Below are 21,710 nucleotides of genomic sequence, written 5' to 3'. Positions count from 1 at the left end.
AGCGTATTACGCATGACGACGATCACGAGACCACCGCTGCTGTCAACGTCTCACGAGGCGCTGCATGTCGCGACGGCAGTTGCGGCGACCATCGCAGACGGCGTCGTCGAGCGTGAAATCGAAGGCGTCTGGCCGGAGGTAGCTCTGCAGGACGTCGCGAGGTCGGGCCTGCTCGGTATCTCGGTTCCCGGCGACTTCGGCGGGCCCGACCTTCCGAGGGCGTCGGTGGTTGAGGTACTGCGCATCCTCGCGGTCGCAGATTCCGCTGTCGCTCAACTGCTGTTGTCACACTACGTCGTGCTCGAAGCGATCCGCGGCCTCGGGCACTCCGAGCCGGCGCCGAGCATCTATCGTGATGTGCTCGCCGGCGCCCAGCTCGGTAATGCCACCGTCGAGCGCGGCACACGCACCAGCGTCGAACGGCGGACCACGGTGGCGCGTCGCGATGACGGATCGTGGCTTCTCAACGGAAAGAAGTACTACGCGACCGGCACGCTCGGCGCGTCGTGGATCGCTGTCGCAGCGACGATTCCCGACACCGCTCCGGCACACGGTGCAACCGTGTTCGTCCGTCCCGCCGACGCCGGCGTGACGTTGAACCTGGATCGGTGGAATGCCTTCGGACAGCGTGGGACGGCAAGTGGCGAAGTGGTTTTCGGCGACGTAGTCGTCGACGGGACCTTCGTCGTCGACGAAGGTCCCGCCCCTGATCCAGTGACAGCCGAACCGTCGGTGCTCGGCGCGTTCGACCAGGCACTGCATGCCGCAATCGACATCGGGATCGCGCGGGCCGCGCTGCAGGACGGCGCGCATTTCGTCACCACGCGCAGCCGCCCCTGGTTCGAAGCCGGGGTCGAACGCGCCGACGAGGAGCCACATGTCGTGCGCCGATTCGGTGAATTGACGGCGCGGTTGTACGCCCTGGAGGCTCTGCTTGCCCACGGTGCTTCCCTGGTCGACGACGCTCTCGCCGCGCCGAAGGTCACCCGTGACGGGGCGGCGGCGGCCTCGCTGAACGTGGCCGCTGCCAAGGCGCTGGCCCAGGAGTTCGCCGTGGAGATCGCCAGTGGCATCTTCGAACTCGCAGGAGCGTCCGCCACCGATCGAGCGTTCGCGCTGGACCGGCATTGGCGCAACGTCCGGGTGCATTCATTGCACGACCCGGCGCGCTGGAAATACGTCCACCTCGGCAACCACACACTGCGCGGCACCGTTCCGCCACGGCTCGGCGTCCTGCTGTGATCCCGTCCGACCAACGAAGGAATCCTCGATGACCGGCTTCTACCTCACCGGCAGTATCAACGTAGCCACCGTCGACGACGCGTTCGCGTTGGTGGGTACTCGACTGCAACCCGGCGTGACCCGAGTCCCCGACGGCGAACCCGGCGAGCGTGCCAATTGGGTTCTGACACAGGCGGACCACTTTCTGGACAATCCGACCCTCGACGTGGTCGACGGGCGTGCGCGGGTGCGTGCCGGTGTGGCGGTCGAGTTCGGGCCGGTCGACTACCACTCGATCGCCGCCGATTCGTACCGCCGGTTCGTCGCCGCGCGCCGGGATGGTGTGCTGGCCGAGAATTCCCGGTTCCTCGTGTCGATACCGACCCCGTTCAACGCGGTGAACTCTTTCGCCGAGTGGGATTCCCAGGTGGCCATCGCCCACGCCTACGAGAGCGCTCTGCGCGCGAGCGTGCAGCGCTTGCAGGAACTCGTCCCGCCGTCCGACCTCGCCATCCAATGGGATCTTCCCACCGAACTGGCCACGATCGAAGGCTGGTTCGCCAACCCCTACGGTGACGTGGAGCCGATCTTCGAGGCGACGGGTCGCCTCGCCGCATGGGTCCACGATGACGCCGAGCTGACCTTTCACTTCTGCTACGGCGACTCGAAGTTCGGCGCGTCCCCGTTCATGGGAGATCCGCCCGACGAGGAAGCCGCCGCCCGTGGCGGCCGCCATGTCCTGCCTCGCGACGCCTCGGCCATCGTCACGCTCGCCAACGGGTTGTCCCGGCACGTGTCGCGCCGCATCGACGCGATCCAGGCCGCCACCGTCACATCCTGGAACAGACGTGCCCACTGGCAGCCGCTGAGCGCGCTCGCGATCGAGCCGCACACCGAGTTCTATCTCGGGCTCCTGCACGCCGAGGACGGAGCTGCCGGCGCGCTCGAACGGGCGGCACTGGCCGCGGAGTTCCTTCCGCACTTCGGTATCGGTACCGAATGCGGCCTGGGCCGTCACACACCCGAGCAGCTCGACGCCGTCCTCGATGCGTGGCAGGGCTACAGCGTCGCCCGTCAACCCGCACTCGCCACCCGTTGACCTTCCTCAGGAGAGATCATGACCGACATCGCCGAATCACCCACGCTCACTGAACCTTCAGTCACCGAGGGCGCCGCTGAAACCGCGGGACCGCCGGAGGGCAACCCCGGTCTGATCGGCCTGCCACTCATCATCGCCGGCGCGGTGGGGTTGGGGTTCACGAACACCGGCATCGTATCGACGTCGGCAGCGCCCGTACCAGTTCTGTTGTCGGGCACCGCGGTCGGGTTGCTGATCACCACGATCTGGGCGGCCGCGCTGCGGCAGAACGTCACTGCGACGATCTACGGCACGTTCTTCGGGTTCTACGGTAGTTACTCGGTGCTGTCGCTGGGTCTGGCGCACAATTGGTTCGGCATCCCGGCAGGCGGCGTGCAGGAGACGGTGTCCCTGTGGCTGGCGAGCTGGCTACTGACCATCGGAATTCTCACCGTGCTGACGATCCGGCTTCCATGGACCTTCCCGGTGCTGTTCGCCGTGGTCGATGTCGCACTGGCGCTTCTGCTGCTGGGCAACGTGACCGGAAGTGTGGCCGCAACCAGACTCGGCGGATGGGCCGTGTTCGTGTTCGTCGCCTTCGTGGTCTACTTCTGGGCCGCCGCGCTCTGGCAGGAGACCGGCGGACGTGCCCTTCCGCTGGGGCGACCCCTCAAGGTGTGACCGCGTCGATGGCATCATGCTTTCCCTCAGCCTGATCTGATGTACCACTGTCGTGAAAAGTACTGCGGCAGAGATGGTTCAGACGCACCGTTGCGAGCGCCGGCCTACTCGTCGCGTCGTCGGCACGCGGTTCTTCATAGCCTGATTGCATGGAGGATCCGGCGACGCCGTGGGTCATCGCAGAACTGTCGGTCACCAAGATGTCCGAGCGGTGGGCGTGGACTGTCCTCGTTCTCGGTGTCGCTTTCGTGCTGATGGGTGCCGTGTTGTTTTCCAGCGTGTGACGACCTGACCCGGCGGCCACCATGCCGCTGGGGCCATCGATATCACTCACGTCGAGCGGATATCTGGGGGTCGGTGGCGAGGTCGGCGACGATGCAGGAGTGACTGCTGCACTACCCATCGAGCCGCCGGACGAATTCTGGAGTTGGCAACTGCACGGGCGCTGCCTGGAGTTCCCGTCCGAATTGTTCTTTCCCGAGAGCGATCATCGGTCGATCCGGCGGCGCCATGAGGAAGAAGCCAAACGGATCTGCCTCACGTGCCCGGTGCTGTCCCGTTGCCGTGAGCACGCATTGAGCGTTCCGGAACGGTACGGGGTGTGGGGTGCAACCACACCCCGAGAGCGCGGCGTCGCCCCGACGCGGCGTGCGGCCGGAAGGAGTTCGCGATGACGCAGATCGCCGGGCCGAGCGTGGCCGCAGAGGAGCTGCGCCGCGGTATTGCTGACGGCACGCTGACCGAGATCGAGGTCGCCTGGAGTGATTCGTTCGGGCACTCCGCCGGCAAGCGGATACCGGCAGGACAGTTCCTCGACCGCGCCACCGGTACCGGTTTCGCATTCTGCGAGGCTGCACTCGCGTGGAACACCGACGGCACGGTCATCGATTCACTGGCGCTGACGAATTGGGCCAGCGGCTATCCCGACGTCTACGCCGTTCCCGATCTCAGCACCTTCACCCGCCTCCCGTGGCGCCCCGGCGTGGGGCACGTGATCTCCGACATCGTCACCCACCACCGCACGCCGTCGCTGCTCGATCCCCGCGGCGTGCTCAAACGTGTGCTGGCGCGACTGGCGAACCTCGGCTACACCGCCAAGATCGGTGTCGAGTTCGAGTTCTACCTGCTCGAGACCGACGGCACGCCGATCATCGACGCCATTCAGGCGTACTCGCTGGAGAACGCCAACGCCCTCGACCCCCTGATCGCCGACCTCTATGAGACCCTGAGCGCCTTCACCCGATTGGAGGGTATCCAGACCGAATACGGACCAGGTCAGGTCGAGACCAATCTGGTCTACACCGACGCGCTGGCCGCGGCCGACGACAGTGCCCGCCTCAAGTACGCCGCCAAGGAGGTCGCGCGCCGGCATGGCAAGCTCGCGAGCTTCATGCCCAAACCGTTCTCCGAGCATTCCGGTTCGTCGGCGCACCTGCACATTTCGCTGTGGGAGGGTGACCGTCCGGTGTTCGCGGCGGTCGACGGCGCCGAGAGCCAGGCCGCGCGGTACGTGATCGCCGGGTTGTACGAGCATCTGCCGTCGATCACGCTGTTCGGCGCCCACTCGGTGAATGCTTACCGCCGCTTTGCGCCTGACACGTTCGCTCCGGACACGGTGAACTGGAGCCGGGACAACCGCAGCGCGGCGATACGTTCGCTCGTCGACGAGGCGCCTGACGCGTCGCGGATCGAGTTGCGTTCCGGCGCCGCAGATTCGAACCCTTACTGGCTTGTCGCGTCGGCCCTGGCCGCTGTCGTCGCAGGATTGGAGGCCCGTCGAGAGCCACCCGAACCCGCGGAGGGGAACCTGTACGGCAAGGGTGTGCCCCTGCCCGATTCGCTGGGCACCGCGGTGGCGCTCGCCATCCAGGACGACACCATTCTCGACATCCTCGGTGAACAGTCGGTGCTGGACTTCGCGGTACTCGCACGCAGCGAATGGGACGCCTACCTCGGGCACGTCAGCGACTGGGAGCGCACGCGCTATCTCACCCGGTCATGAGCCCCGGTCATGACGCGGCTTCCAGGGCCCGGCGGGCATAAGCGCGGACATCGGCATCGCCGTCGTCGAGGGCACCGGTCAGCGCGGCGCGCGCGGCTTCCTCCGACGGCGCCCACCGGGTGAGGCTGAGCACCGCGGCCTTGCGGACGTCGAGGTGGGGGTCGGTCAGCGCACGTGAGAGCGGTGGCACGGCGGCCGACGGTGACGGTGCGCCGGCCAGCGCACGCGCCGCCCCCTGACGGATCTGCCAGGCGGAGGACCCCAACGCCTGCTCGACAGTCGCTCCGTCACCCTCGTGCCAGCCGATGTCGCCGATCGCGGCCAGAGCCGCAGCGCGGACCAGTGGATCGGGATCGTCGAGCAGCAGCCGGACCGTCGGCGCACCTGCCCGCAGTGTGCCCAGACCGCCCGCGACCGCGATGCGCACCTCCCGGTTGGGATCGGCGTGCGCCGCGGCCACCCCGTCCGCGTCGTCGACCGACACCAACGCGCGAACGGCCTCGATGCGGACCCGATGATCGGGGTCTCTGACCACGCGCCGGTACGTCTCGACGTCACCGACGCGGCGTGAACTCAGCACGTAGATCGCGGCGCCTCGAACTGCTGCGTCGGTCGAACCGACGACATGGGCAACCGATTCCGGGCTCGGCAACACCTCGACCAGCTCGCGTATGCCGTCGGCAGCGACCCTGCGGACCCCGGCGTCGACATCGGCCAGAGCGTCGACGAGCGGTTCGGCGTACCCCTCGCACATGTGCTCGGTCAGGACGTCGACGGCTGTGCGCCGCACTCCGGGATCGTCGTCGGTCAAGAACTGCGCGAGATCGTCGACGGACGGCTCGTCGAGCGCGAGGACCGCCGCGATCCGCGGCGAGGGTGGCGGCCCGGCAGAGTCGATCACCCGCGATAGTTCTGAGGCGGGTGCCCGGCCACCGATCAGCGCCGGCTCAGCGATAACGACGGGTTCGTCTGTGTCGCTGGGGATGTCGTCGAACCCGGGGACGGGTACGAGATAGGGAGCGACGGGGCGCTTGAGGAACTCGATCTCGCCATCGGGTGTCTTACGGAGGTTGAGGTGGTACCGCCACGCGTCGTCGTCGCGGTCGGGCAGGTCGCTGCGGTCGTGGTAGAGGCCCCACCGGGATTCGGTACGCGTGAGCGAGGACCGGGCGGCCATCTCGGCGCAGTCGCGGATGAAGGACACTTCCACGGCTCGCATCAGTTCGTGCGCCGTGGTGGCGCCGATGCCTGCGACCTCGGCGCGCATTCGTTCGAACGTCTCGACCGCCAGCGACAGTTTCGCCGCGGTCTTCGGCGGCGCCACGTAGTCGTTGACGAACCGGCGCAGCTTGTATTCGACCTGCGGCTGCGGCGGGCCGTCGGGCTGACGCAGTGGTCGGTAGATCAGTTCGTGGGCCGCGGCGATCTGATCTGTCGGAAGCTGTTGCGGCGCCGGCACATCGGCTGCGGTGCGCGCGGCGTCGGAGCCGGCCAGGTCGCCGTAGACGAACGCGCCGATCATGTAGTTGTGCGGCACGCAGGCGAGATCGCCGGCGGCGTACAGGCCGGGCACCGTGGTGCGAGCGTTCTCGTCCACCCAGACCCCGGACGCGGAATGCCCGCTGCACAGACCGATCTCGGAGATGTGCATCTCGATGTCATGGGTGCGGTAGTCGTGACCGCGGTTGGCGTGGAACGTGCCGCGGGTGGGCCGCTCGGTCGAGTGCAGGATGCCCTCCAACGTCGACAGGGTCTCGTCGGGCAGGTGGCTGACCTTCAGATAGATCGGTCCGCGAGCGGATTCGATCTCGCTCTTCACCTCGGCCATCATCTGACCGGACCAGTAGTCGGAATCGACGAACCGCTCACCGAGCGCGTTGACCTGGTACCCGCCGAAGGGGTTCGCCACGTAGGCGCAGGCCGGCCCGTTGTAGTCCTTGATCAGCGGGTTGATCTGGAAGCATTCGATGCCGGACAGTTCGGCGCCGGCGTGCAGGGCCATCGCGTATCCGTCGCCCGCGTTGGTCGGGTTCTCGTAGGTGCCGTACAGGTAGCCCGACGCGGGTAGCCCGAGCCGACCGCACGCTCCCGTCGCGAGGATCACGGATTTGGCTCCCACGACCACGAATTCGCCGGTGCGGCTGTTCAGCGCCGCCGCCCCGACCGCGCGGCCTGCCGAGGTGAGTACCCGCACCGGGACCAACCGGTTCTCGATGCGGATCTTCTCGCGCATCGAGCGTTGCCGCAGCACGCGATAGAGGGCTTTCTTGACGTCCTTGCCCTCGGGCATCGGCAGTACGTAGGACCCGGAGCGATGGACACGGCGGACGGCGTACTCGCCGTGCTCGTCCTTCTCGAACTTCACCCCGTAACGTTCGAGGCGCTGGACCATCGCGAAGCCGCGGGTGGCGGTCTGATAGATGGTGCGCTGGTTGACGATTCCGTCGTTGGCGCGGGTGATCTCGGCGACGTAGTCCTCAGGGGTGGCCTTGCCGGGGATCACGGCGTTGTTGACACCGTCCATGCCCATGGCCAGAGCGCCCGAATGCCGGACGTGGGCCTTTTCCAGCAGCAGCACATTGGCGCCGTGTTCGGCAGCGGTCAGCGCGGCCATCGTGCCGGCTGTGCCGCCACCGATGACCAGCACGTCACAGTCGAGGCGTGTCGCGTCGTCGAGCGCGGGAATCTGCATCATGGCACCAACTCCGAGTGATCGAGTGCGGCGACGACGGCGGCGCGCAGTGACGTGCGCGACGCCGACGAGTCGCGGGGATTCGGGACGTCGAGGAGGGCGCGCAGCGGCTGACCGGCCCGGCCGAGCACGGCTACCCGATCACCGAGCATCAGTGCTTCGTCGACGTCGTGGGTGACGAACACGATGGTGGTCGGATGTGCGCGCCACGTGTCGATCAGCAGCCGCTGCATCGACGCGCGGGTCTGCGTGTCGAGGGCACCGAAGGGTTCGTCCATCATGACCGCTCGTGGCGCGCCGGCCAGCCCACGCGCCAGCTGGACACGCTGTCGCATGCCGCCCGACAGACTCTTGGGCAGATAGTTCTCGAAACCGCTGAGACCGACGTCGGCGATCCAGGTGAGCGCCTCGGCGCGGCGGGTCCGCCGCGGCCGGCCCGCCAGTCCGAGGGCGAGTTCGATGTTCGATTGCACTGTGCGCCAGGGCAACAGAGCGTTGTCCTGGAACACCATCGCCCGGTCCCGTGACGTGGTGGTGATGGGCTCACCGTCGGCCAGCACAGCTCCCGCGTCCGGCGCGAGGAGACCGGCCAGAGCCCGCAGGATTGTCGACTTCCCGCATCCCGACGGGCCGGTCAACATCAGGATCTCGCCCGGGTCGACGGTGAGATCCAGACCGTCGACCACCGATGCGCCGCCATAGCCGAGGGTGACGTCCCGCAGCGCCAGGCTCATCCCGGTCACCGGTTGCCCTCCTCGCCGCGCGGTAACCACCGCGTCACCCGACGGCCGACCAGTTCCACCGCGGCGGACGTGGCGAAGCCGAGCACGCCGATCGTGATGATGCCGACGAACACGTCTGGGTAGGCGAGCACGGTGTACGCCTGCCAGGTGCGGTAACCGACACCCAGTCGCCCGGAGATCATCTCGGCGGAGATGACGCAGATCCACGCGACTCCGATCCCGACGGACAACCCGCCGAACACGCCGGGCAGGATGCCGGGCAGAACGACCCGGAGGAGAACGTCGCGCCGGCCACCGCCCAGAGTGCGCACCGAGTCCTCCCACAGGGTCGGCAGCGCCCGGACGGCGTGCCGCGTGCTGACCATGATCGGGAAGTAGGCCGCGAGGAAAGTGATGAACACGATCCCGGCTTCGTCGGTGGGGAACAGGAGGATGGCGACCGGCACGATGGCGATCGCGGGCACCGGCCGTATCAGTTCGGTCAGGGGTCCGAGGACGTCGCCCGCTCTCGGCGATCGGCCGAGCAGTATGCCGGTGACCACCCCGACCACGGCCGCCAAGGCGAAGCCGCTGAGGATCCGGATCAGCGACTGCCCGAGATCGAGCCAGTAGTCGGGCGTGCCGAGCCGCGAGGCGAACGCACCGACGATCTCGGTGACGGTCGGCAGGGTGTCGAACCGCAGCCACAGCCGGACGTCGTTGGCGGTCAGCAGCTGCCACAACCCGATTGCCGCGGCCACCGACGCGACCCGCACCAGCATTGACGGCCATTTCCGCCGGCGCGCGGGAGGTGCAGCCGGGGTCACCGTGACGTGGTGGTCAGTAGCGCCGAGCACTGCGGGGGCGGTCGTCATACCGCACCGGCCAGGGCTTGCTGATAGTCGACCACCGTCGCGCCGGGGTGTGCCGCGGTGTAGCGGCCCGCTCCCGCCGCGGTGTCGAACGGCAGGTGACGGTTGCCCTCGCGGACCCAGACCGACTTGTCGGCGAACCACCGGGTGCCGAACTCGGAGTCGGGCACATAGGCCGCGCGCACCTTCTCACCGCGGGCGGTGGCGTCGCGCACGGCGCGCAGCAGGCAGTCGGGGGTCGCCGCGGCCTGCGTGGTGTCTGTGCCGTCGATCCACACCTCGCCCGCGAGCGCGGCATCGGTGACCTCGACACCGCACACGGGGTCGCGGCCCTGCAGCACCGAAGGATTCGCGGTCCGCCCGAGCGCCGCGTCGTACTCCTGGCCGCGGTCGGCGAAGGCCTTCTTCAGCGGATCGGCGTTCACGAAACCGGGCACGTCCAGCGGCGCGAACTCGCCGATCGATTGCAGGTAGGGCACGTCGCCCTGAAGTGCTTGCACGAGAGAGGGTTTCAGAGTGGCGTCGAAGCTGGTACCGCCGGGACCGTTGTACAGGTAGACGACCTCCGGCGGGAGTCCGCTGCTCTCGGCCACCACGTTCGCCGACTCGAGCGGGTGTTGGTTGAGGTAGTCGGTCGCATCCAATTGCGCCTGGAGGAACGCGTCGAGCACCTCGGGGTGGCGGGCCGCGTAGTCCCGGCGCACCACGACCCCGTGGAAAGTCGGATACTTGCCTTCCGCGCCGTCGTAGAGCAGCGTCGCCTTGTTCTGAAAGGCGAGCAGCCCGGGCCACGCCACGAACTGCGACAGCGCCTGCACCTGACCGGATTCCAGTGCCGACGCTCCGACCTGCGGTTGCTGGTTGAGCACCTCGACCCCGTTCTTGGGGTCGATGCCGGCGTTGTCGAGGGCACGCACGAGTGTGCCGTGGCCGGCGGAACCGACGCTGGCCGAGACCTTTTGGCCCTTCAGGTCAGCGATCGTGCGGGCCGGTGAGCCGGGCGGAACGACCACCATGTTCAACGACCCTGTCGGGCTGTAGCCGGTGACCGAGACCAACTCCGTGCGCGCACGCTCGTTGGCCTGAGTCTTGGACCCGTTGATGAGCAGGGGATAGTCGCCCATGGAGCCGATGTCGATCTTCTCGGCGACCATCTGTGCGGTGATCGGGGCTCCGGTGTCGTAGTCCTGCCATTCGACCTGGTAGCTGACGCCGGAGGCCTTTCCGAGATCAGAGAGCCGCTTCTCCAAGAATCCCTTGGCGCGCAGCAGAGTACCGGCCGTGACGGTGTTGATGGTCTTGGACTGATACCCCACGACGACGCGGACGGTGTCCGCCGACGAGGATTGACTGTCGAGGGAGCACGCGGCCAGTGACGCGGCGGTCACAGCGGTGAGTGCAAGAGCCAGTGCACGTTTCATCTACTCAGGACGCTTTCATCGCAGGAGATAAGGCATGTTGACGGTGACGGCACCGGTGGGACAGCGTGCTGCGCACGGCCCGCAGTACCAGCATTCGTCCACATGCATGAACGCCTTGCCGTTCTCCGGGTTGATGGCCAAGGAGTCGAGCGGACAGATCTCGACGCACAGCGTGCACCCCTCGATGCACAGTGATTCGTCGATGGTGACGGGAACGTCGACGCGCTGGGTGACCTGGGCCATCATTCTCCTCTGATCAGGTTGCTGCGCAGCGTGATTCGATCGCCGCGCAGCCGGATGTACTCGAGATCGACGGGGCGGCCGTCGTCGAGGTGGGCGAGCCGCTCGAGGAGCAGCAGAGACGCGGACTGCGGCACAGCAAGGATGGCTGCCGAATGCGGGTCCGCCGACACGGCCTCGACCGCGACGTCGGCGCCGCCGAGACGCTGTCCGGTGACGAGCTCGATCAGGGAGAACACGTCGTTGTGTTCCAACGAGTGCTCGAGGACGGCGTCGCCGATGTCGCGGGCGAGGTAGGTCATGTCGAGGCTGAGCGGCAGTTCGCCGAGGAAACGGAGACGCTCGATGAACACCACGGAGTCACCGGGGGCCACAGCCAGGCGCGCCGCGACCGACGGTGGCGCATTGACCGTCATCGCGGCGCGGACCTCGTTGCGGATCTCGCCGTATTCGCGGAACGTCTCTTTGAGCCCGACGAGGTGATTGAGTCCGTGGTCGTACTTGCGCACGGCGACCCGGGTGCCGACCTTGGGCTCACGGTCGATCAGCCCTTCGGCCTTGAGCACTGCCAGGGCCTCGCGCACGGCGTTGCGTGAGACGAGGAAGTCGGCCGCCAGATCGGCTTCGGTGGGCAGACCATCGGGGTAACCACCGGCATGGATTTGGTGGCGCACGACGTCGGCCACCAGACGTGCCTGATCGGCACGCGGTCTGCGCAGTGGGGTCGGCGCGGACTCTGTCATCGTTCACCTCCTGCCGGGACGTTGCTGCGACGCTAAAGGGGGTAGGGCCACGCAGCGTCGCCGTCGCACGCAGCGCAGACGAACCGGCTCACATTGCGCCACCCGGCATCCGTGCCGACCTGCGCGGACAGGGCCCAACGGCCTCTTTGCGCCACCACGTCGGCGCCGGTCGGCTTTGCGATCCCGCTGAGCCGAAGTCCATGGCGCCGGCCGGTTGTCACCGAACCGGTCGCGCGGCGGAGCCTCGCGTGCTATCGAAGGGGGGTGTCCATCAAACTCGCGGCGCTCGCCGGCGCCTGCCTGGTGCTCGCCGGATGTTCCGCCGCGCCCGTGGACGACCGACCCGTCGTGAGGATCGCCGAAGCGGCTCGACCGACACCGGCCATTCCGCTCGGCCAGTTCCTCCCGACGACACCCGAGTTGGCGGCGCAACTGGGCACCCCGCCCACCGGCTTCGCCGGCCACCTCGTGCAGGGCGGACCGGACATGCTGCTGCGCAGTGTCGGTGCCGGCGAGGCGTCACCGCCGGACTGCCTGGGCGCCGCGTACAGGATGCAGCAGGCGGTCTACGACGGCAGCCCCGTCCAATCGGTGGCCACCAATTCCTGGGCGGGTGGCACCTTCGACGGGCCGCCGGTCAGTGCGTTCTTCGGCATCGTCCAGATGGGCAGCCCCTCGGCCGCACAGGCGTTCTTCGCCGCCACCAGCGAGCGGTGGTGGCGATGCAACGGCGTCACGGTGTCCCGTGACCAGCTCGGGGCCGGCGAACTCAGCAGGATCGCAGACGTGGGCTTCGACGACAGTCGAGTCGTGTCGGCGAGCGTGCTGCACACCTCGTCGGGCACCGCGTCGCCGACCGCTCACCGTGCTGTCGCCCTGGCGGGCGACTGCATCGTGGAGGTCGAGATCACCGATCCGCGCCCCGCAGCGGGCCCGGATCGGTCCGCTGTCGGCGTGGCCGAGCTGATCGCGAACAAGATCGCTGCGCACCGCTGACGGTGCGAGAATGACGCCGTGAGACCTGTCCCGTGGGTGAGCGGTGTCCTGCTGGCGGCGTCGACCGTGCTTGCCGGATGCGTCAGCACTGTCGACGGTGCAGCGGTCCGTGCCGACGGTGCAGGCCGCGACGTACCCGTGCTCGACGACGCCGCGCTCGACCGGCTGCTGCTCAGCATCGGTGAGGTCAACGGGATCATGGGCAGCAGCCAGATGCAGGTCGCCGGCGATGTGGACGAGATGACCGACCACTCCGACAGCGTGTCCGATGTCGGCTGCCTCGGCGCCGTCTATGCAGCCGAGGAGCCCGTCTATGCCGACACGGGCTGGACGGCAGTGCGTGACCGGGTGGCCCGCGAACCGGACGACGACAACCAGCACTGGGTCGAGCAGACCGCGGTGCTGTACCCGGCGGCGCACGACGCGCAAGCCTTCTTCGAGTCATCGTCACAGACATGGCAGGGGTGCGCGAACCAGTCGGTCGGCACCAACGACGGCGACTACAGCTGGGCGCTGGGTGCCGTCGACGTGGACGTGACCGAAGGCGGGGCGCCTCTGCTCACACAGACGACAGAGCAGGAAGGCGCGGCGGGCTGGCAGTGTCAGCATGCTCTGTCCGTGGTGTCGAACGCGACGGTCGAAGCGTGGGCCTGCGCCTACCGAATCAACGGCGAGGCCGCTGAGATCGCAACGGCGATGGTCGCCAACGCCGGATAGCTATTCGCCTGCGTCGAGGGTGACGTTCGGACGTCTGAGAGCGATCGCGGCGCCGCCTGCGAATGCTGCGACGAGCAGCGCCACGACGCCGATCGCGATCGGTGTCGAGCCGCCGACCAGCGTCGGCAGATTCTGGAAGACGAGCAGCAGGACCGCGATCAGGCCGAGGAGGCCGATGCCCGGCGCGACGAATGCCCGCCACACCGAGACATCCGAGGCGCCGGTACGCTGCCGCCGGGCGAAGAACGTGAGAACCGCTGCGCTGGTGGCGATCAGCAGGATGATGATGCCGACCGTCGAGATGCCGGCGAGCCACGTGTAGAACTGGGTGACCGGATCGAGGCCGAGCGCAATGCCGGCGATCACGAACAGCAGCACCACGATTCCGTCGATCCCGGACGCCAGATGCGGCGATGCGTGGCGCGGGTGGGCTTCACCGAGCGCACCCGGGAACACGTTGCGGTTCGAGAGGGTGAAGACGTAGCGCGCCACCACGTTGTGGAACGAGAGGATGCAGGCGAACAGGCTGGTGACGAACAGCACCTGCACGATGTGCAGGCCTGCCGAACCCAGGTACTCCTCGGTGGCTCCCGGGAGCAGGCCCGACGGATCAGCGGCCGCCTGCTCGACCACCCTGCTGTCACCCCACGCCGTGATCAGGGCCCACGTGGACACCGTGTAGAACACCCCGATCAGCAGGAGAGCGACGAAGGTGGCGCGAGGGATCGTCCGCAGGGGGTCGCGCGCCTCGTCGCGGAACACCGCGGTGGCCTCGAAGCCGATGAAGCTCAAGAAGGCGAAGAGGAGCGCTATTCCCGGTGCGCCTGAGGTGATCTCGGACGGCGACAGGAAGCCGGTCGACAGTCCCTCGTGACCGCCGGTAAACGCGACCACGGCGTCCAGGACGAGCACGATCGCCACCTCGGCGATCAACAGGACGCCCAGGACGTTGCGGGACAGATCGATGTTGCGGTGCCCCAGCACCGTCACGACCAGCAGGGTCACCAACGCCCAGACGCCCCAATGGATCTCGGGTGCGCCGTAGGACGAGAACAGCGCCTGCGCTCCCTGGCCGATCAACCCGTAGACGCCGATCTCGAGGGCCAGGTAGGAGATCAGCGCGACGAAGGCGAAACCGAAGCCGGTGACCCGGCCGAGGCCCTTGCCGATGTAGGAGTAGAACGCGCCGGCGTTGGGCACATGCGGGGTCAGCGCCGTGAAACCCACCGCGAACAGCAGCACCAGAACGGTGCTGACGATGAAGATCGCGGGGAAGCCCGTCCCGTTGCCGCTGGCGATGCCCAGCGGCACCGGACCACCGATGACGCCCAGCGGAGACGCCGCAGCCACCACGACGAAGACGATGCCCCACACGCCGAGGGTGCCCCGTAATCGACGGTGGGACAGGGAGTTTCCCGCGTCGGTGGCGGTGCGTGCATCGCCGATGTCGTCAATCCGATTCGCCATGGTTCGTCCTCGAGGCCGGGCAACAGGTCGACGGACAGTAACGCCGGCGCTGCCTCGTTCCGCAGAGTTGCAATCAGCGCGATTGCGAGTCGCGGCGAATTCAGGCGATGGAAGACAACGGTGTTCGCACGCGGCCGCCCACCACATCGCCCCACGCCGCGAACTGCTCGGCCGTCGACGATCCGGTGGCGACTGCGACCAATCCCGCGGCGGCACTGCCCAATCCCGTGCCCGTCTCGCGGACCACGCGGACCAGCTCGTCGAACGCCTCCCTCCGCGAGTAGCCCCGGACGCCGATCAGGATGCCCACAGCGATGTCGATGACCTGACGAGAAGTGTCGTCTGAGCGCACATTCATGCCGTCGATGGTCGACCCGCACCCGGCCACGCGGAAAGTGTTGCGCGCAGGCAGACGCAAAACCGGGACCGCCCCGTTACACAGGCCCGTTCGCGGGCTGGAACACCCCGGAGCTGTCGGCCTCCTCTTCGGCCCTGATCACGTGCACCACTGCGTTGATCAGCGCCAGGTGCGTGAACGCCTGGGGAAAGTTGCCGAGGTGCCGGCCGGTGCGCGGCTCGATCTCTTCGGCGTAGAGGTGCAGCGGGCTCGCGAACGACAACAGGCGTTCGCACAGATGCCTGGCGTGATGGATCTCGCCGATCTCCACCAGTGCGGACACCAGCCAGAACGAACAGATCGTGAACGTGCCTTCCTCGCCCGCCAGACCATCGTCGGTCTCTTCGACGCGGTAGCGCAGTACGAGGCCGTCCTCGGTGAGCTCCTCGGCGATGGCCAGCACGGTGGCGCGGATGCGTGGATCCTCGGGTGGCAGAAACCGGGTCAGCACCGCGAGCAGCAGGGAGGCGTCGAGCGCGTCGTCACCGTAACGCTGAGTGAGCACGCCCCGGGAGTCGACGCCGTGCGCGAGGATGTCGTCCTTGATCTCCTCGGCGATGGCCCGCCACTGCTGGGCGTAGGACTTCTCGCCCTCGAGTTCGGCCAGTTTCGACCCGCGGTCGAGCGCCACCCAGCACATGATCTTGCTGGACGTGAAGTGCTGTGGTTCGCCGCGCACCTCCCAGATGCCGCGGTCGGGTTCGCGCCAGTGTTTGATCGCCTCCTCGACCTGCTCCTTGAGGACCGGCCACAGCGTCTCGGGGATCTGCTCACGGGACTTGGTGTGCAGGTACACCGAATCCAGCATCGTGCCCCAGATGTCGTGCTGCATCTGGTCGAAGGCGCCATTGCCGATCCGCACCGGACGGGCGTTGTCGTACCCGGAGAGGTGATTGAGTTCCTCTTCGACGAGGCTGCGTTCCCCGCCCACCCCGTACATCACCTGCAGAGGGTGCCGCTGGCCGTTGTTGGCGCCCGACACGTCGGCGATGAACGCGAAGAAGTCGTCGGCCTCACGGTCCAGGCCCAACGTGTAGAGACCCCAGAGTGCGAACGTGGAATCGCGCACCCACGCGTAGCGGTAGTCCCAATTGCGTTCTCCCTGAGGGGTTTCCGGCAACGAGGTGGTGGGCGCGGCGAGCAGCGCGCCGGTGGGGGAGTAGGTCAGCCCCTTCAGGGTGAGCGCACTGCGCTGCAGGTAGGACCGCCACGGATGGTCCGGGAAGTCGCCGACGTTGATCCACTGCCGCCAACACTCGCTGGTCTGCCACATCTTGTCGGCGGCCTCGTCGAACGTCTGCGGCGCGGGGTGGCCCGACCAGCTCAGCGCGACGAAGACCTTGTCGCCTTCTTTGAGCCGGGTCCTGGCGCGCGCCTCACGACCTTCCAGCCCGATCCGCAGGTTGGTGGTCAGCCGCAGCGTGGGATGGGAGTCCGGGTTCTTCGTCGCCCGAGCGATCGCCTCCCCGTACGCCTGTGCCGAGTACTCCCAGCTGGCGCTGGTGCGGTGGTAGTCGAACGACGGCTCGCAGTTCATCACGAGCTCGACGGTGCCGCTGACGCAGCGCACCGTGCGCAACAGGATGTGCTCGGCATCCCAGTCCATCGGGGTGCGGCGGTGGGTGCGCGACCGTCGTTCCAGGTCGTGCCACGGACCCATGACCAGCGCGTCACGCACGATCAGCCAGCCGGTGTGGGTCTGCCAGGTGGTCTCCAAGATCAGGCTGCCCGGCAGGTAGCGACGGGCGGCGGGGACCGACACCCCGTAGGGGCCCAACCTGAAGTGGCCTGCGCCGCGGTCGAGGATCGCGCCGAACACGCTCGGTGAGTCCGGCCGCGGGACGCACAGCCATTCCACCGACCCCGCCGAGGAGATCAGGCAGGTGTTCTCGCAGTCCGACAGGAAGGCATAGTCCGCGATCGGCGGGAAGGGATTGCGCAGCGGGGCCGAGCTGGCATACGCCGGGGCGGTGGCCAGGGCGAACGCGGACGACTCTCCGTTGGCGCTCACGGCGCTCGACATGGAGTCGGACGGGGCCTCGCTGGGCTGCGACATTTGCCCATCATCGACTGCGCGGCGCCCTGTCGTCTACTCAACCGCCAGGACGCCTAGTCTGGGCCGGTGGGCGGATTCCTGGGCTGGTGGGACGGAGTCGAACTGTGGCTCACCGGGTTGCCGTTCGTCTTGCAGACCGTGGTGGTGATGCCGGTGGTGCTGGCGCTGGCCTACGGGGCGGCTGTCGTGCTCGACACCGTCGTCGACGGCGGGACCAAACTGCAGGCCCACCTGCGCCGGCCGCAGGGGCAATCGCCGGCCGATGTGGAGGACGACCGGGTGGAGGGCCGGTGAGCGGCATGCCGCGCTCGCGGGTGACGCTGGCGCTGATCGCACTCATCGTCCTCGTGATCCTGATGTGGGTCCTCACCCGCTGACCACCCACTGTCGCCGGGTGGTGTTATTCTTCGCGCCATGCAGACGGCGAGCGGCGTCAACGGGGGTCACATCGTGGCCCTCATTGCCGTGGGTTTCTCCGCCGTGGCTGACGTTTGTTGTTGTTGCTGACTCCTCACCCCGTTCGGCGGTCAGGTGTACGGCAACGATGTCTCGTGCCCTTCGTGCACGGTTTGCCCCCCACCTTCCGCGTGACCGGACTCCGCACCACGTTCGTAGAACCCCGGAAAGGTCGCCCATGAAACTCCACAACCGCTGGCGCGCGGTAGCCGCGCTCGCTCTGACCACTTCGCTCGTCGCGGCGTGCGGTGGTGGCGGCTCCAGCGACGTCGCCGGCGACAGCGGCGGGTCCGACGCCGACACGACGCTGACGCTGGTCGCCTACGCGGTGCCCGAACCCGGGTGGAGCAAGATCATCCCCGCGTTCGCGGCCACCCCCGAGGGCAAGGGCGTGGCGGTGACGACCTCCTACGGCGCCTCCGGCGACCAGTCCCGCGCGGTCGTCGACGGCAAGCCGGCCGACATCGTCAACTTCTCCGTCGAGCCCGACGTGACCCGTTTGGTCAAAGCCAAGAAGGTGGCCGACGACTGGAACGCCGGCGCCACCAAGGGTGTCCCCTTCGGTTCGGTCGTGTCGCTGGTCGTGCGCAAGGGCAACCCCAAGAACATCAGGGACTGGGACGACCTGTTGCAGCCCGGCGTCGAGGTCGTCACACCGAGCCCGCTGAGTTCGGGCTCGGCCAAGTGGAACCTGCTCGCGCCGTACGCGGCCAAGAGCGACGGCGGCAAGAACGCCCAGGCCGGACTGGACTTCGTCAACAAGCTGGTCACCGAGCACGTCAAGACGCGGCCCGGATCAGGCCGCGAGGCCACCGACGTCTTCCTGCAGGGCACCGGTGATGTGTTGATCTCCTACGAGAACGAGGCGATCAACGTGGAGCGGCAGGGCAAGCCCGTCGAGCACGTCAACCCGCCGCAGACCTTCAAGATCGAGAATCCCGTCGCGGTGGTGACGTCGTCGCAGCACCAGCAGCAGGCCAACGCCCTGAAGAACTTCCTCTACACCCCCGAGGGGCAGAAGCTGTGGGCCGAGGCCGGCTTCCGGCCGGTCGACCCTGCGGTCGCCGAGCAGTTCGCAGGCGATTTCCCGACGCCGCAGAAGCTGTGGACGATCGCCGACCTCGGCGGCTGGGGTGACGTGGACCCGGCGCTGTTCGACAAGGACAACGGCTCGATCACCAAGATCTACAAGCAGGCCACGGGATGACGTCGATCGCCGTCGAGCCCACAGCACCGAGTGCGCCCCCGCGGGGGCGCAACCGGCACGGCAGTACGTCGCTGCGCGTGGGCGCCGCGACGCTGTGGTTGTCGGTCATCGTGCTGCTCCCGCTCGCGGCGATCGTCTGGCAGTCCGCGACTGGGGGATGGCACGCCTTCTGGCTGGCCATCACCTCCAACGCGGCCATCGAATCGTTCAAGGTGACGTTGACGATCTCGGTGGGAGTGACGCTGATCAACGCGGTGTTCGGGTTGATCGTCGCGTGGGTGCTCACCCGCGACGACTTCCCGGGCAAGCGACTCGTCGACGCCGTCATCGACCTGCCGTTCGCCCTGCCCACGATCGTGGCCAGCCTGGTCATGCTCGCGCTCTACGGGCCCAACAGCCCGGTCGGGCTGCACCTGCAGCACACCAAGTGGGGTGTGGGCATCGCGCTGCTGTTCGTCACACTCCCGTTCGTGGTGCGGTCGGTGCAACCGGTCCTGCTCGAACTCGACCGAGAGGTGGAGGAAGCGGCCGCGTCGCTGGGCGCCACCAATCGCGTGATCTTCCTCAAGGTCGTCCTGCCCGCGCTGCTGCCCTCGCTGCTGTCCGGCGCGGGCTTGGCGTTCTCGCGGGCGATCGGTGAGTTCGGTTCCGTGGTCCTCATCGGCGGGGCCGTGCCCGGGGAGACGGAAGTGTCCTCGCAGTGGATCCGCACCCTCATCGAGAACGACGACAAAGTCGGCGCCGCCGCGATTTCGATCGTGCTACTGGTCATCTCGTTCGCCGTGCTGTTCGTGTTGCGTGCTCTCGGGGCGCGGGCGGCCAAGCGGGAGGAGCTCGCCCCGTGATCCTGTCCCCGGCGGTCAAGCTCCTGCTGCGATGGGTGGCCATCGCCTACATCGCGATCCTCGTCCTGGTGCCCGTCGGCCTGATCCTGTGGCGCACCTTCTCGCCCGGCATCGGCGAGTTCTTCGCCTCGATCGGCACTCCGGCGGCGATCTCGGCGCTGGAGCTGTCTCTGCTGGTGGTCGCGATCGTGGTGCCCTTGAACGTGGTGTTCGGTGTACCGACCGCGCTGGTGTTGGCGCGTAACCGCTTTCGCGGTAAGAGCGTCTTGCAGGCCGTCATCGACCTGCCGTTCGCGGTGTCGCCGGTGGTGGTCGGTGTCGCGCTGATCCTGCTCTGGGGATCGGCGGGGCTGTTCGGCTTCGTCGAGAACGACTTCGGCCTGGAGATCATCTTCAGCTTCCCCGGCATCGTGCTGGCCAGCGTCTTCGTCACCGTCCCGTTCGTCATCCGCGAGGTCGAGCCGGTCCTGCACGAAATCGGCACCGACCAGGAGGAGGCCTCGGCGACACTCGGCGCGCAGTGGTGGCAGACGTTCTGGCGCATCACGCTGCCGTCAATCCGCTGGGGCCTGACGTACGGGATCGTGCTGACCATTGCCCGCACCCTGGGCGAATTCGGCGCGGTGATCATGGTGTCGTCGAACCTGCCCGGCCAATCGCAGACGCTGACGCTCCTGGTCGCCGACCGCTACAACCGTGGCGCCGAATACGGCGCCTACGCGATCGCCACGTTGTTGATGACCGTCGCCGTACTCGTCCTGGTCGCTCAGGTGATCCTCGACGCCCGCCGGGCCAAGGCCGCACAATGAACATCGACCACGACCCGGGAGTCACACCGTCATGACCCACGCGATCACCGTCTCCGGCGCCAACAAGCGCTACGGCGATTTCGCCGCGCTCGACAACATCGACTTCGTCGTTCCCGCCGGGTCGTTGACGGCGCTGCTCGGGCCCAGCGGATCGGGTAAGTCGACGCTGCTGCGTGCCATCGCCGGATTGGACGAACCGGACACGGGCACGATCACGATCCACGGTCGTGACGTCACCGACGTGCCGCCGCAGAAGCGGGGCATCGGGTTCGTGTTTCAGCACTACGCGGCGTTCAAGCATTTGACAGTGCGCGAAAACGTCGCGTTCGGGCTCAAGATCCGCAAGCGGCCGAAGTCCGAGATCAAGGACAAGGTCGACAATTTGCTCGAGGTGGTCGGGCTCGCCGGATTCCAGACCCGCTATCCGAACCAGCTCTCCGGCGGTCAGCGTCAGCGCATGGCGCTGGCTCGCGCGCTCGCCGTGGACCCGCAGGTGTTGCTGCTCGACGAGCCGTTCGGCGCGCTCGATGCGAAGGTGCGCGAGGACCTCCGCGCATGGCTGCGACGCCTGCACGACGAGGTCCACGTCACGACGGTCCTGGTCACTCACGATCAGCAGGAGGCGCTCGACGTCGCCGATCGGATCGCGGTGCTCAACAAGGGCCGCATCGAGCAGGTGGGCTCACCCACCGATGTCTACGACCGGCCCGCCAACGCGTTCGTGATGGGTTTCCTCGGTGCGGTGTCCACGCTCAACGGCGCGCTGGTGCGCCCGCACGACATCCGCGTGGGCCGCAATTCGGACATGGCGATCGCCAGCACGGACGATTCCGTGCAGTCCGCCGGTGTCACCAAAGCGGTCATCGATCGCATCGTGATGCTCGGTTTCGAGGTGCGGGTGGAGCTCACCAACGCTGCGACCCACACGCCGTTCACCGCGCAGATCACTCGCGGCGATGCGGAGGCGCTGGGACTCAAGGCCGGTGACACGGTCTTCGTCCGTGCCACCCGGGTGCCGCAGCTTCCAGAAGAGGCGACGACAGAGACCGCGGTCGCCGAGGTTGCGCAGATCTCCTAGGTCAGGCCTT

At 67.7% G+C, this 21,710-nt stretch carries 23 protein-coding genes; 14 read left to right on the top strand and 9 right to left on the bottom strand.

The window, feature by feature from the left end; translation table 11 throughout:
• The first annotated feature begins 12 nt into the window (after positions 1 to 12).
• The 6 genes from PGN37_RS23415 to PGN37_RS23390 all read left to right on the top strand — a co-directional run bounded on the left by PGN37_RS23415 (position 13) and on the right by PGN37_RS23390 (position 4,982).
• Entirely contained in the window at positions 13 to 1,242 is a 1,230-nt protein-coding gene (locus PGN37_RS23415; RefSeq protein WP_335333379.1) for an acyl-CoA dehydrogenase family protein, read from the top strand.
• 28 nt (positions 1,243 to 1,270) lie between these two features.
• Positions 1,271 to 2,320: a hypothetical protein gene (locus PGN37_RS23410; RefSeq protein ID WP_335333378.1), complete on the top strand. Its 1,050-nt coding sequence runs from the start codon at positions 1,271 to 1,273 to the stop codon at positions 2,318 to 2,320.
• An 18-nt stretch (positions 2,321 to 2,338) separates the two neighbouring features.
• The gene (locus PGN37_RS23405) at positions 2,339 to 2,980 is read left to right on the top strand and encodes a GPR1/FUN34/YaaH family transporter (protein ID WP_335333377.1); all 642 of its coding nucleotides are present in this window, start codon (positions 2,339 to 2,341) and stop codon (positions 2,978 to 2,980) included.
• Between the two features lie 149 nt (positions 2,981 to 3,129).
• The gene (locus tag PGN37_RS23400; protein WP_335333376.1) at positions 3,130 to 3,264 is read left to right on the top strand and encodes a hypothetical protein; all 135 of its coding nucleotides are present in this window, start codon (positions 3,130 to 3,132) and stop codon (positions 3,262 to 3,264) included.
• Between the two features lie 21 nt (positions 3,265 to 3,285).
• A complete protein-coding gene (locus tag PGN37_RS23395) occupies positions 3,286 to 3,654 on the top strand; it encodes a WhiB family transcriptional regulator (RefSeq protein WP_335333375.1) in 369 nt (122 codons plus the stop codon).
• The gene (locus PGN37_RS23390) at positions 3,651 to 4,982 is read left to right on the top strand and encodes a glutamine synthetase family protein (protein WP_335333374.1); all 1,332 of its coding nucleotides are present in this window, start codon (positions 3,651 to 3,653) and stop codon (positions 4,980 to 4,982) included. The genes PGN37_RS23395 and PGN37_RS23390 overlap by 4 nt, the downstream gene beginning before the upstream one ends.
• Before the next feature lie 7 nt (positions 4,983 to 4,989).
• Here PGN37_RS23390 and PGN37_RS23385 read toward each other — a convergent pair whose 3' ends face one another.
• From PGN37_RS23385 to PGN37_RS23360, 6 genes are read right to left on the bottom strand one after another with little or no spacing between them, the layout of a single operon-like run.
• The gene (locus tag PGN37_RS23385) at positions 4,990 to 7,674 is read right to left on the bottom strand and encodes a fumarate reductase/succinate dehydrogenase flavoprotein subunit (protein ID WP_335333409.1); all 2,685 of its coding nucleotides are present in this window, start codon (positions 7,672 to 7,674) and stop codon (positions 4,990 to 4,992) included.
• Complete coding sequence (locus PGN37_RS23380) at positions 7,674 to 8,408, bottom strand: ABC transporter ATP-binding protein (RefSeq protein ID WP_335333408.1); 735 nt, start codon at positions 8,406 to 8,408, stop codon at positions 7,674 to 7,676. The genes PGN37_RS23385 and PGN37_RS23380 overlap by 1 nt, the downstream gene beginning before the upstream one ends.
• A 5-nt stretch (positions 8,409 to 8,413) precedes the next feature.
• A complete protein-coding gene (locus PGN37_RS23375) occupies positions 8,414 to 9,271 on the bottom strand; it encodes an ABC transporter permease (protein ID WP_335333373.1) in 858 nt (285 codons plus the stop codon).
• Positions 9,268 to 10,689: an ABC transporter substrate-binding protein gene (locus tag PGN37_RS23370; protein WP_335333372.1), complete on the bottom strand. Its 1,422-nt coding sequence runs from the start codon at positions 10,687 to 10,689 to the stop codon at positions 9,268 to 9,270. Before PGN37_RS23370 ends, PGN37_RS23375 begins: the two co-directional genes overlap by 4 nt.
• 15 nt (positions 10,690 to 10,704) lie before the next feature.
• The gene (locus PGN37_RS23365) at positions 10,705 to 10,932 is read right to left on the bottom strand and encodes a 4Fe-4S dicluster domain-containing protein (protein WP_048422878.1); all 228 of its coding nucleotides are present in this window, start codon (positions 10,930 to 10,932) and stop codon (positions 10,705 to 10,707) included.
• Positions 10,932 to 11,672 carry a GntR family transcriptional regulator gene (locus PGN37_RS23360; RefSeq protein WP_335333371.1) on the bottom strand — a complete coding sequence of 247 codons (741 nt, stop codon included), beginning with the start codon at positions 11,670 to 11,672 and terminating at the stop codon, positions 10,932 to 10,934. Before PGN37_RS23360 ends, PGN37_RS23365 begins: the two co-directional genes overlap by 1 nt.
• A 264-nt stretch (positions 11,673 to 11,936) precedes the next feature.
• Between PGN37_RS23360 and PGN37_RS23355 the strand changes: the two genes are divergently transcribed.
• Both PGN37_RS23355 and PGN37_RS23350 read left to right on the top strand, forming a co-directional pair.
• Complete coding sequence (locus PGN37_RS23355) at positions 11,937 to 12,668, top strand: sensor domain-containing protein (RefSeq protein ID WP_335333370.1); 732 nt, start codon at positions 11,937 to 11,939, stop codon at positions 12,666 to 12,668.
• An 18-nt stretch (positions 12,669 to 12,686) separates the two neighbouring features.
• Positions 12,687 to 13,385, top strand: coding sequence for a sensor domain-containing protein (locus PGN37_RS23350; RefSeq protein ID WP_335333369.1), 699 nt, complete (start codon positions 12,687 to 12,689; stop codon positions 13,383 to 13,385).
• On the opposite strand, the gene PGN37_RS23345 is transcribed toward PGN37_RS23350, so the two are convergent.
• The 3 genes from PGN37_RS23345 to PGN37_RS23335 all read right to left on the bottom strand — a co-directional run bounded on the left by PGN37_RS23345 (position 13,386) and on the right by PGN37_RS23335 (position 17,272).
• Entirely contained in the window at positions 13,386 to 14,852 is a 1,467-nt protein-coding gene (locus tag PGN37_RS23345; RefSeq protein WP_335333368.1) for an APC family permease, read from the bottom strand.
• Positions 14,853 to 14,952: 100 nt separating this feature from the next.
• Complete coding sequence (locus tag PGN37_RS23340) at positions 14,953 to 15,210, bottom strand: ANTAR domain-containing protein (protein WP_335333367.1); 258 nt, start codon at positions 15,208 to 15,210, stop codon at positions 14,953 to 14,955.
• A gap of 76 nt (positions 15,211 to 15,286) precedes the next feature.
• Complete coding sequence (locus tag PGN37_RS23335; protein ID WP_442933002.1) at positions 15,287 to 17,272, bottom strand: glycoside hydrolase family 15 protein; 1,986 nt, start codon at positions 17,270 to 17,272, stop codon at positions 15,287 to 15,289.
• A 99-nt stretch (positions 17,273 to 17,371) separates the two neighbouring features.
• On the opposite strand from PGN37_RS23335, the gene PGN37_RS23330 reads away from it, so the two are divergent.
• The 6 genes from PGN37_RS23330 to PGN37_RS23310 all read left to right on the top strand — a co-directional run bounded on the left by PGN37_RS23330 (position 17,372) and on the right by PGN37_RS23310 (position 21,700).
• Complete coding sequence (locus PGN37_RS23330; protein ID WP_335333365.1) at positions 17,372 to 17,599, top strand: hypothetical protein; 228 nt, start codon at positions 17,372 to 17,374, stop codon at positions 17,597 to 17,599.
• A gap of 120 nt (positions 17,600 to 17,719) precedes the next feature.
• Positions 17,720 to 17,812, top strand: a complete 93-nt coding sequence (locus tag PGN37_RS27375; RefSeq protein WP_370464399.1) for an Ms4533A family Cys-rich leader peptide — start codon at positions 17,720 to 17,722, stop codon at positions 17,810 to 17,812.
• Positions 17,813 to 17,939: 127 nt separating this feature from the next.
• Positions 17,940 to 18,968, top strand: coding sequence for a sulfate ABC transporter substrate-binding protein (locus PGN37_RS23325; RefSeq protein WP_335333364.1), 1,029 nt, complete (start codon positions 17,940 to 17,942; stop codon positions 18,966 to 18,968).
• Positions 18,965 to 19,813 carry a sulfate ABC transporter permease subunit CysT gene (gene cysT, locus PGN37_RS23320; RefSeq protein WP_335333363.1) on the top strand — a complete coding sequence of 283 codons (849 nt, stop codon included), beginning with the start codon at positions 18,965 to 18,967 and terminating at the stop codon, positions 19,811 to 19,813. The genes PGN37_RS23325 and cysT overlap by 4 nt, the downstream gene beginning before the upstream one ends.
• Positions 19,810 to 20,622 (top strand): sulfate ABC transporter permease subunit CysW, encoded by an 813-nt coding sequence (gene cysW, locus PGN37_RS23315; protein ID WP_335333362.1) that lies wholly within the window; start codon positions 19,810 to 19,812, stop codon positions 20,620 to 20,622. The genes cysT and cysW overlap by 4 nt, the downstream gene beginning before the upstream one ends.
• Positions 20,623 to 20,653: 31 nt before the next feature.
• Entirely contained in the window at positions 20,654 to 21,700 is a 1,047-nt protein-coding gene (locus PGN37_RS23310) for a sulfate/molybdate ABC transporter ATP-binding protein (RefSeq protein ID WP_335333361.1), read from the top strand.
• The last annotated feature ends 10 nt before the right edge of the window (positions 21,701 to 21,710 follow it).

The organism is Mycobacterium kyogaense (assembly GCF_036946525.1).
Lineage (GTDB): Bacteria > Actinomycetota > Actinomycetes > Mycobacteriales > Mycobacteriaceae > Mycobacterium > Mycobacterium kyogaense_A.
The sequence above is the reverse complement of the archived record's forward strand: the minus strand, read 5'-3'. Positions and strand labels throughout refer to the sequence as shown.

Bases quoted from the DNA above. Each gene is read 5' to 3' on its own strand.
- PGN37_RS23415 (WP_335333379.1), top strand. From the start codon at position 13: ATGACGACGATCACGAGACCACCGCTGCTGTCAACGTCTCACGAGGCG.
- PGN37_RS23410 (WP_335333378.1), top strand. From the start codon at position 1,271: ATGACCGGCTTCTACCTCACCGGCAGTATCAACGTAGCCACCGTCGAC.
- PGN37_RS23405 (WP_335333377.1), top strand. From the start codon at position 2,339: ATGACCGACATCGCCGAATCACCCACGCTCACTGAACCTTCAGTCACC.
- PGN37_RS23400 (WP_335333376.1), top strand. From the start codon at position 3,130: ATGGAGGATCCGGCGACGCCGTGGGTCATCGCAGAACTGTCGGTCACC.
- PGN37_RS23395 (WP_335333375.1), top strand. From the start codon at position 3,286: ATGCCGCTGGGGCCATCGATATCACTCACGTCGAGCGGATATCTGGGG.
- PGN37_RS23390 (WP_335333374.1), top strand. From the start codon at position 3,651: ATGACGCAGATCGCCGGGCCGAGCGTGGCCGCAGAGGAGCTGCGCCGC.
- PGN37_RS23385 (WP_335333409.1), bottom strand. From the start codon at position 7,674: ATGCAGATTCCCGCGCTCGACGACGCGACACGCCTCGACTGTGACGTG.
- PGN37_RS23380 (WP_335333408.1), bottom strand. From the start codon at position 8,408: ATGAGCCTGGCGCTGCGGGACGTCACCCTCGGCTATGGCGGCGCATCG.
- PGN37_RS23375 (WP_335333373.1), bottom strand. From the start codon at position 9,271: ATGACGACCGCCCCCGCAGTGCTCGGCGCTACTGACCACCACGTCACG.
- PGN37_RS23370 (WP_335333372.1), bottom strand. From the start codon at position 10,689: ATGAAACGTGCACTGGCTCTTGCACTCACCGCTGTGACCGCCGCGTCA.
- PGN37_RS23365 (WP_048422878.1), bottom strand. From the start codon at position 10,932: ATGGCCCAGGTCACCCAGCGCGTCGACGTTCCCGTCACCATCGACGAA.
- PGN37_RS23360 (WP_335333371.1), bottom strand. From the start codon at position 11,672: ATGACAGAGTCCGCGCCGACCCCACTGCGCAGACCGCGTGCCGATCAG.
- PGN37_RS23345 (WP_335333368.1), bottom strand. From the start codon at position 14,852: ATGGCGAATCGGATTGACGACATCGGCGATGCACGCACCGCCACCGAC.
- PGN37_RS23340 (WP_335333367.1), bottom strand. From the start codon at position 15,210: ATGAATGTGCGCTCAGACGACACTTCTCGTCAGGTCATCGACATCGCT.
- PGN37_RS23335 (WP_442933002.1), bottom strand. From the start codon at position 17,272: ATGTCGAGCGCCGTGAGCGCCAACGGAGAGTCGTCCGCGTTCGCCCTG.
- PGN37_RS27375 (WP_370464399.1), top strand. From the start codon at position 17,720: ATGCAGACGGCGAGCGGCGTCAACGGGGGTCACATCGTGGCCCTCATT.
- PGN37_RS23325 (WP_335333364.1), top strand. From the start codon at position 17,940: ATGAAACTCCACAACCGCTGGCGCGCGGTAGCCGCGCTCGCTCTGACC.
- cysT (WP_335333363.1), top strand. From the start codon at position 18,965: ATGACGTCGATCGCCGTCGAGCCCACAGCACCGAGTGCGCCCCCGCGG.
- PGN37_RS23310 (WP_335333361.1), top strand. From the start codon at position 20,654: ATGACCCACGCGATCACCGTCTCCGGCGCCAACAAGCGCTACGGCGAT.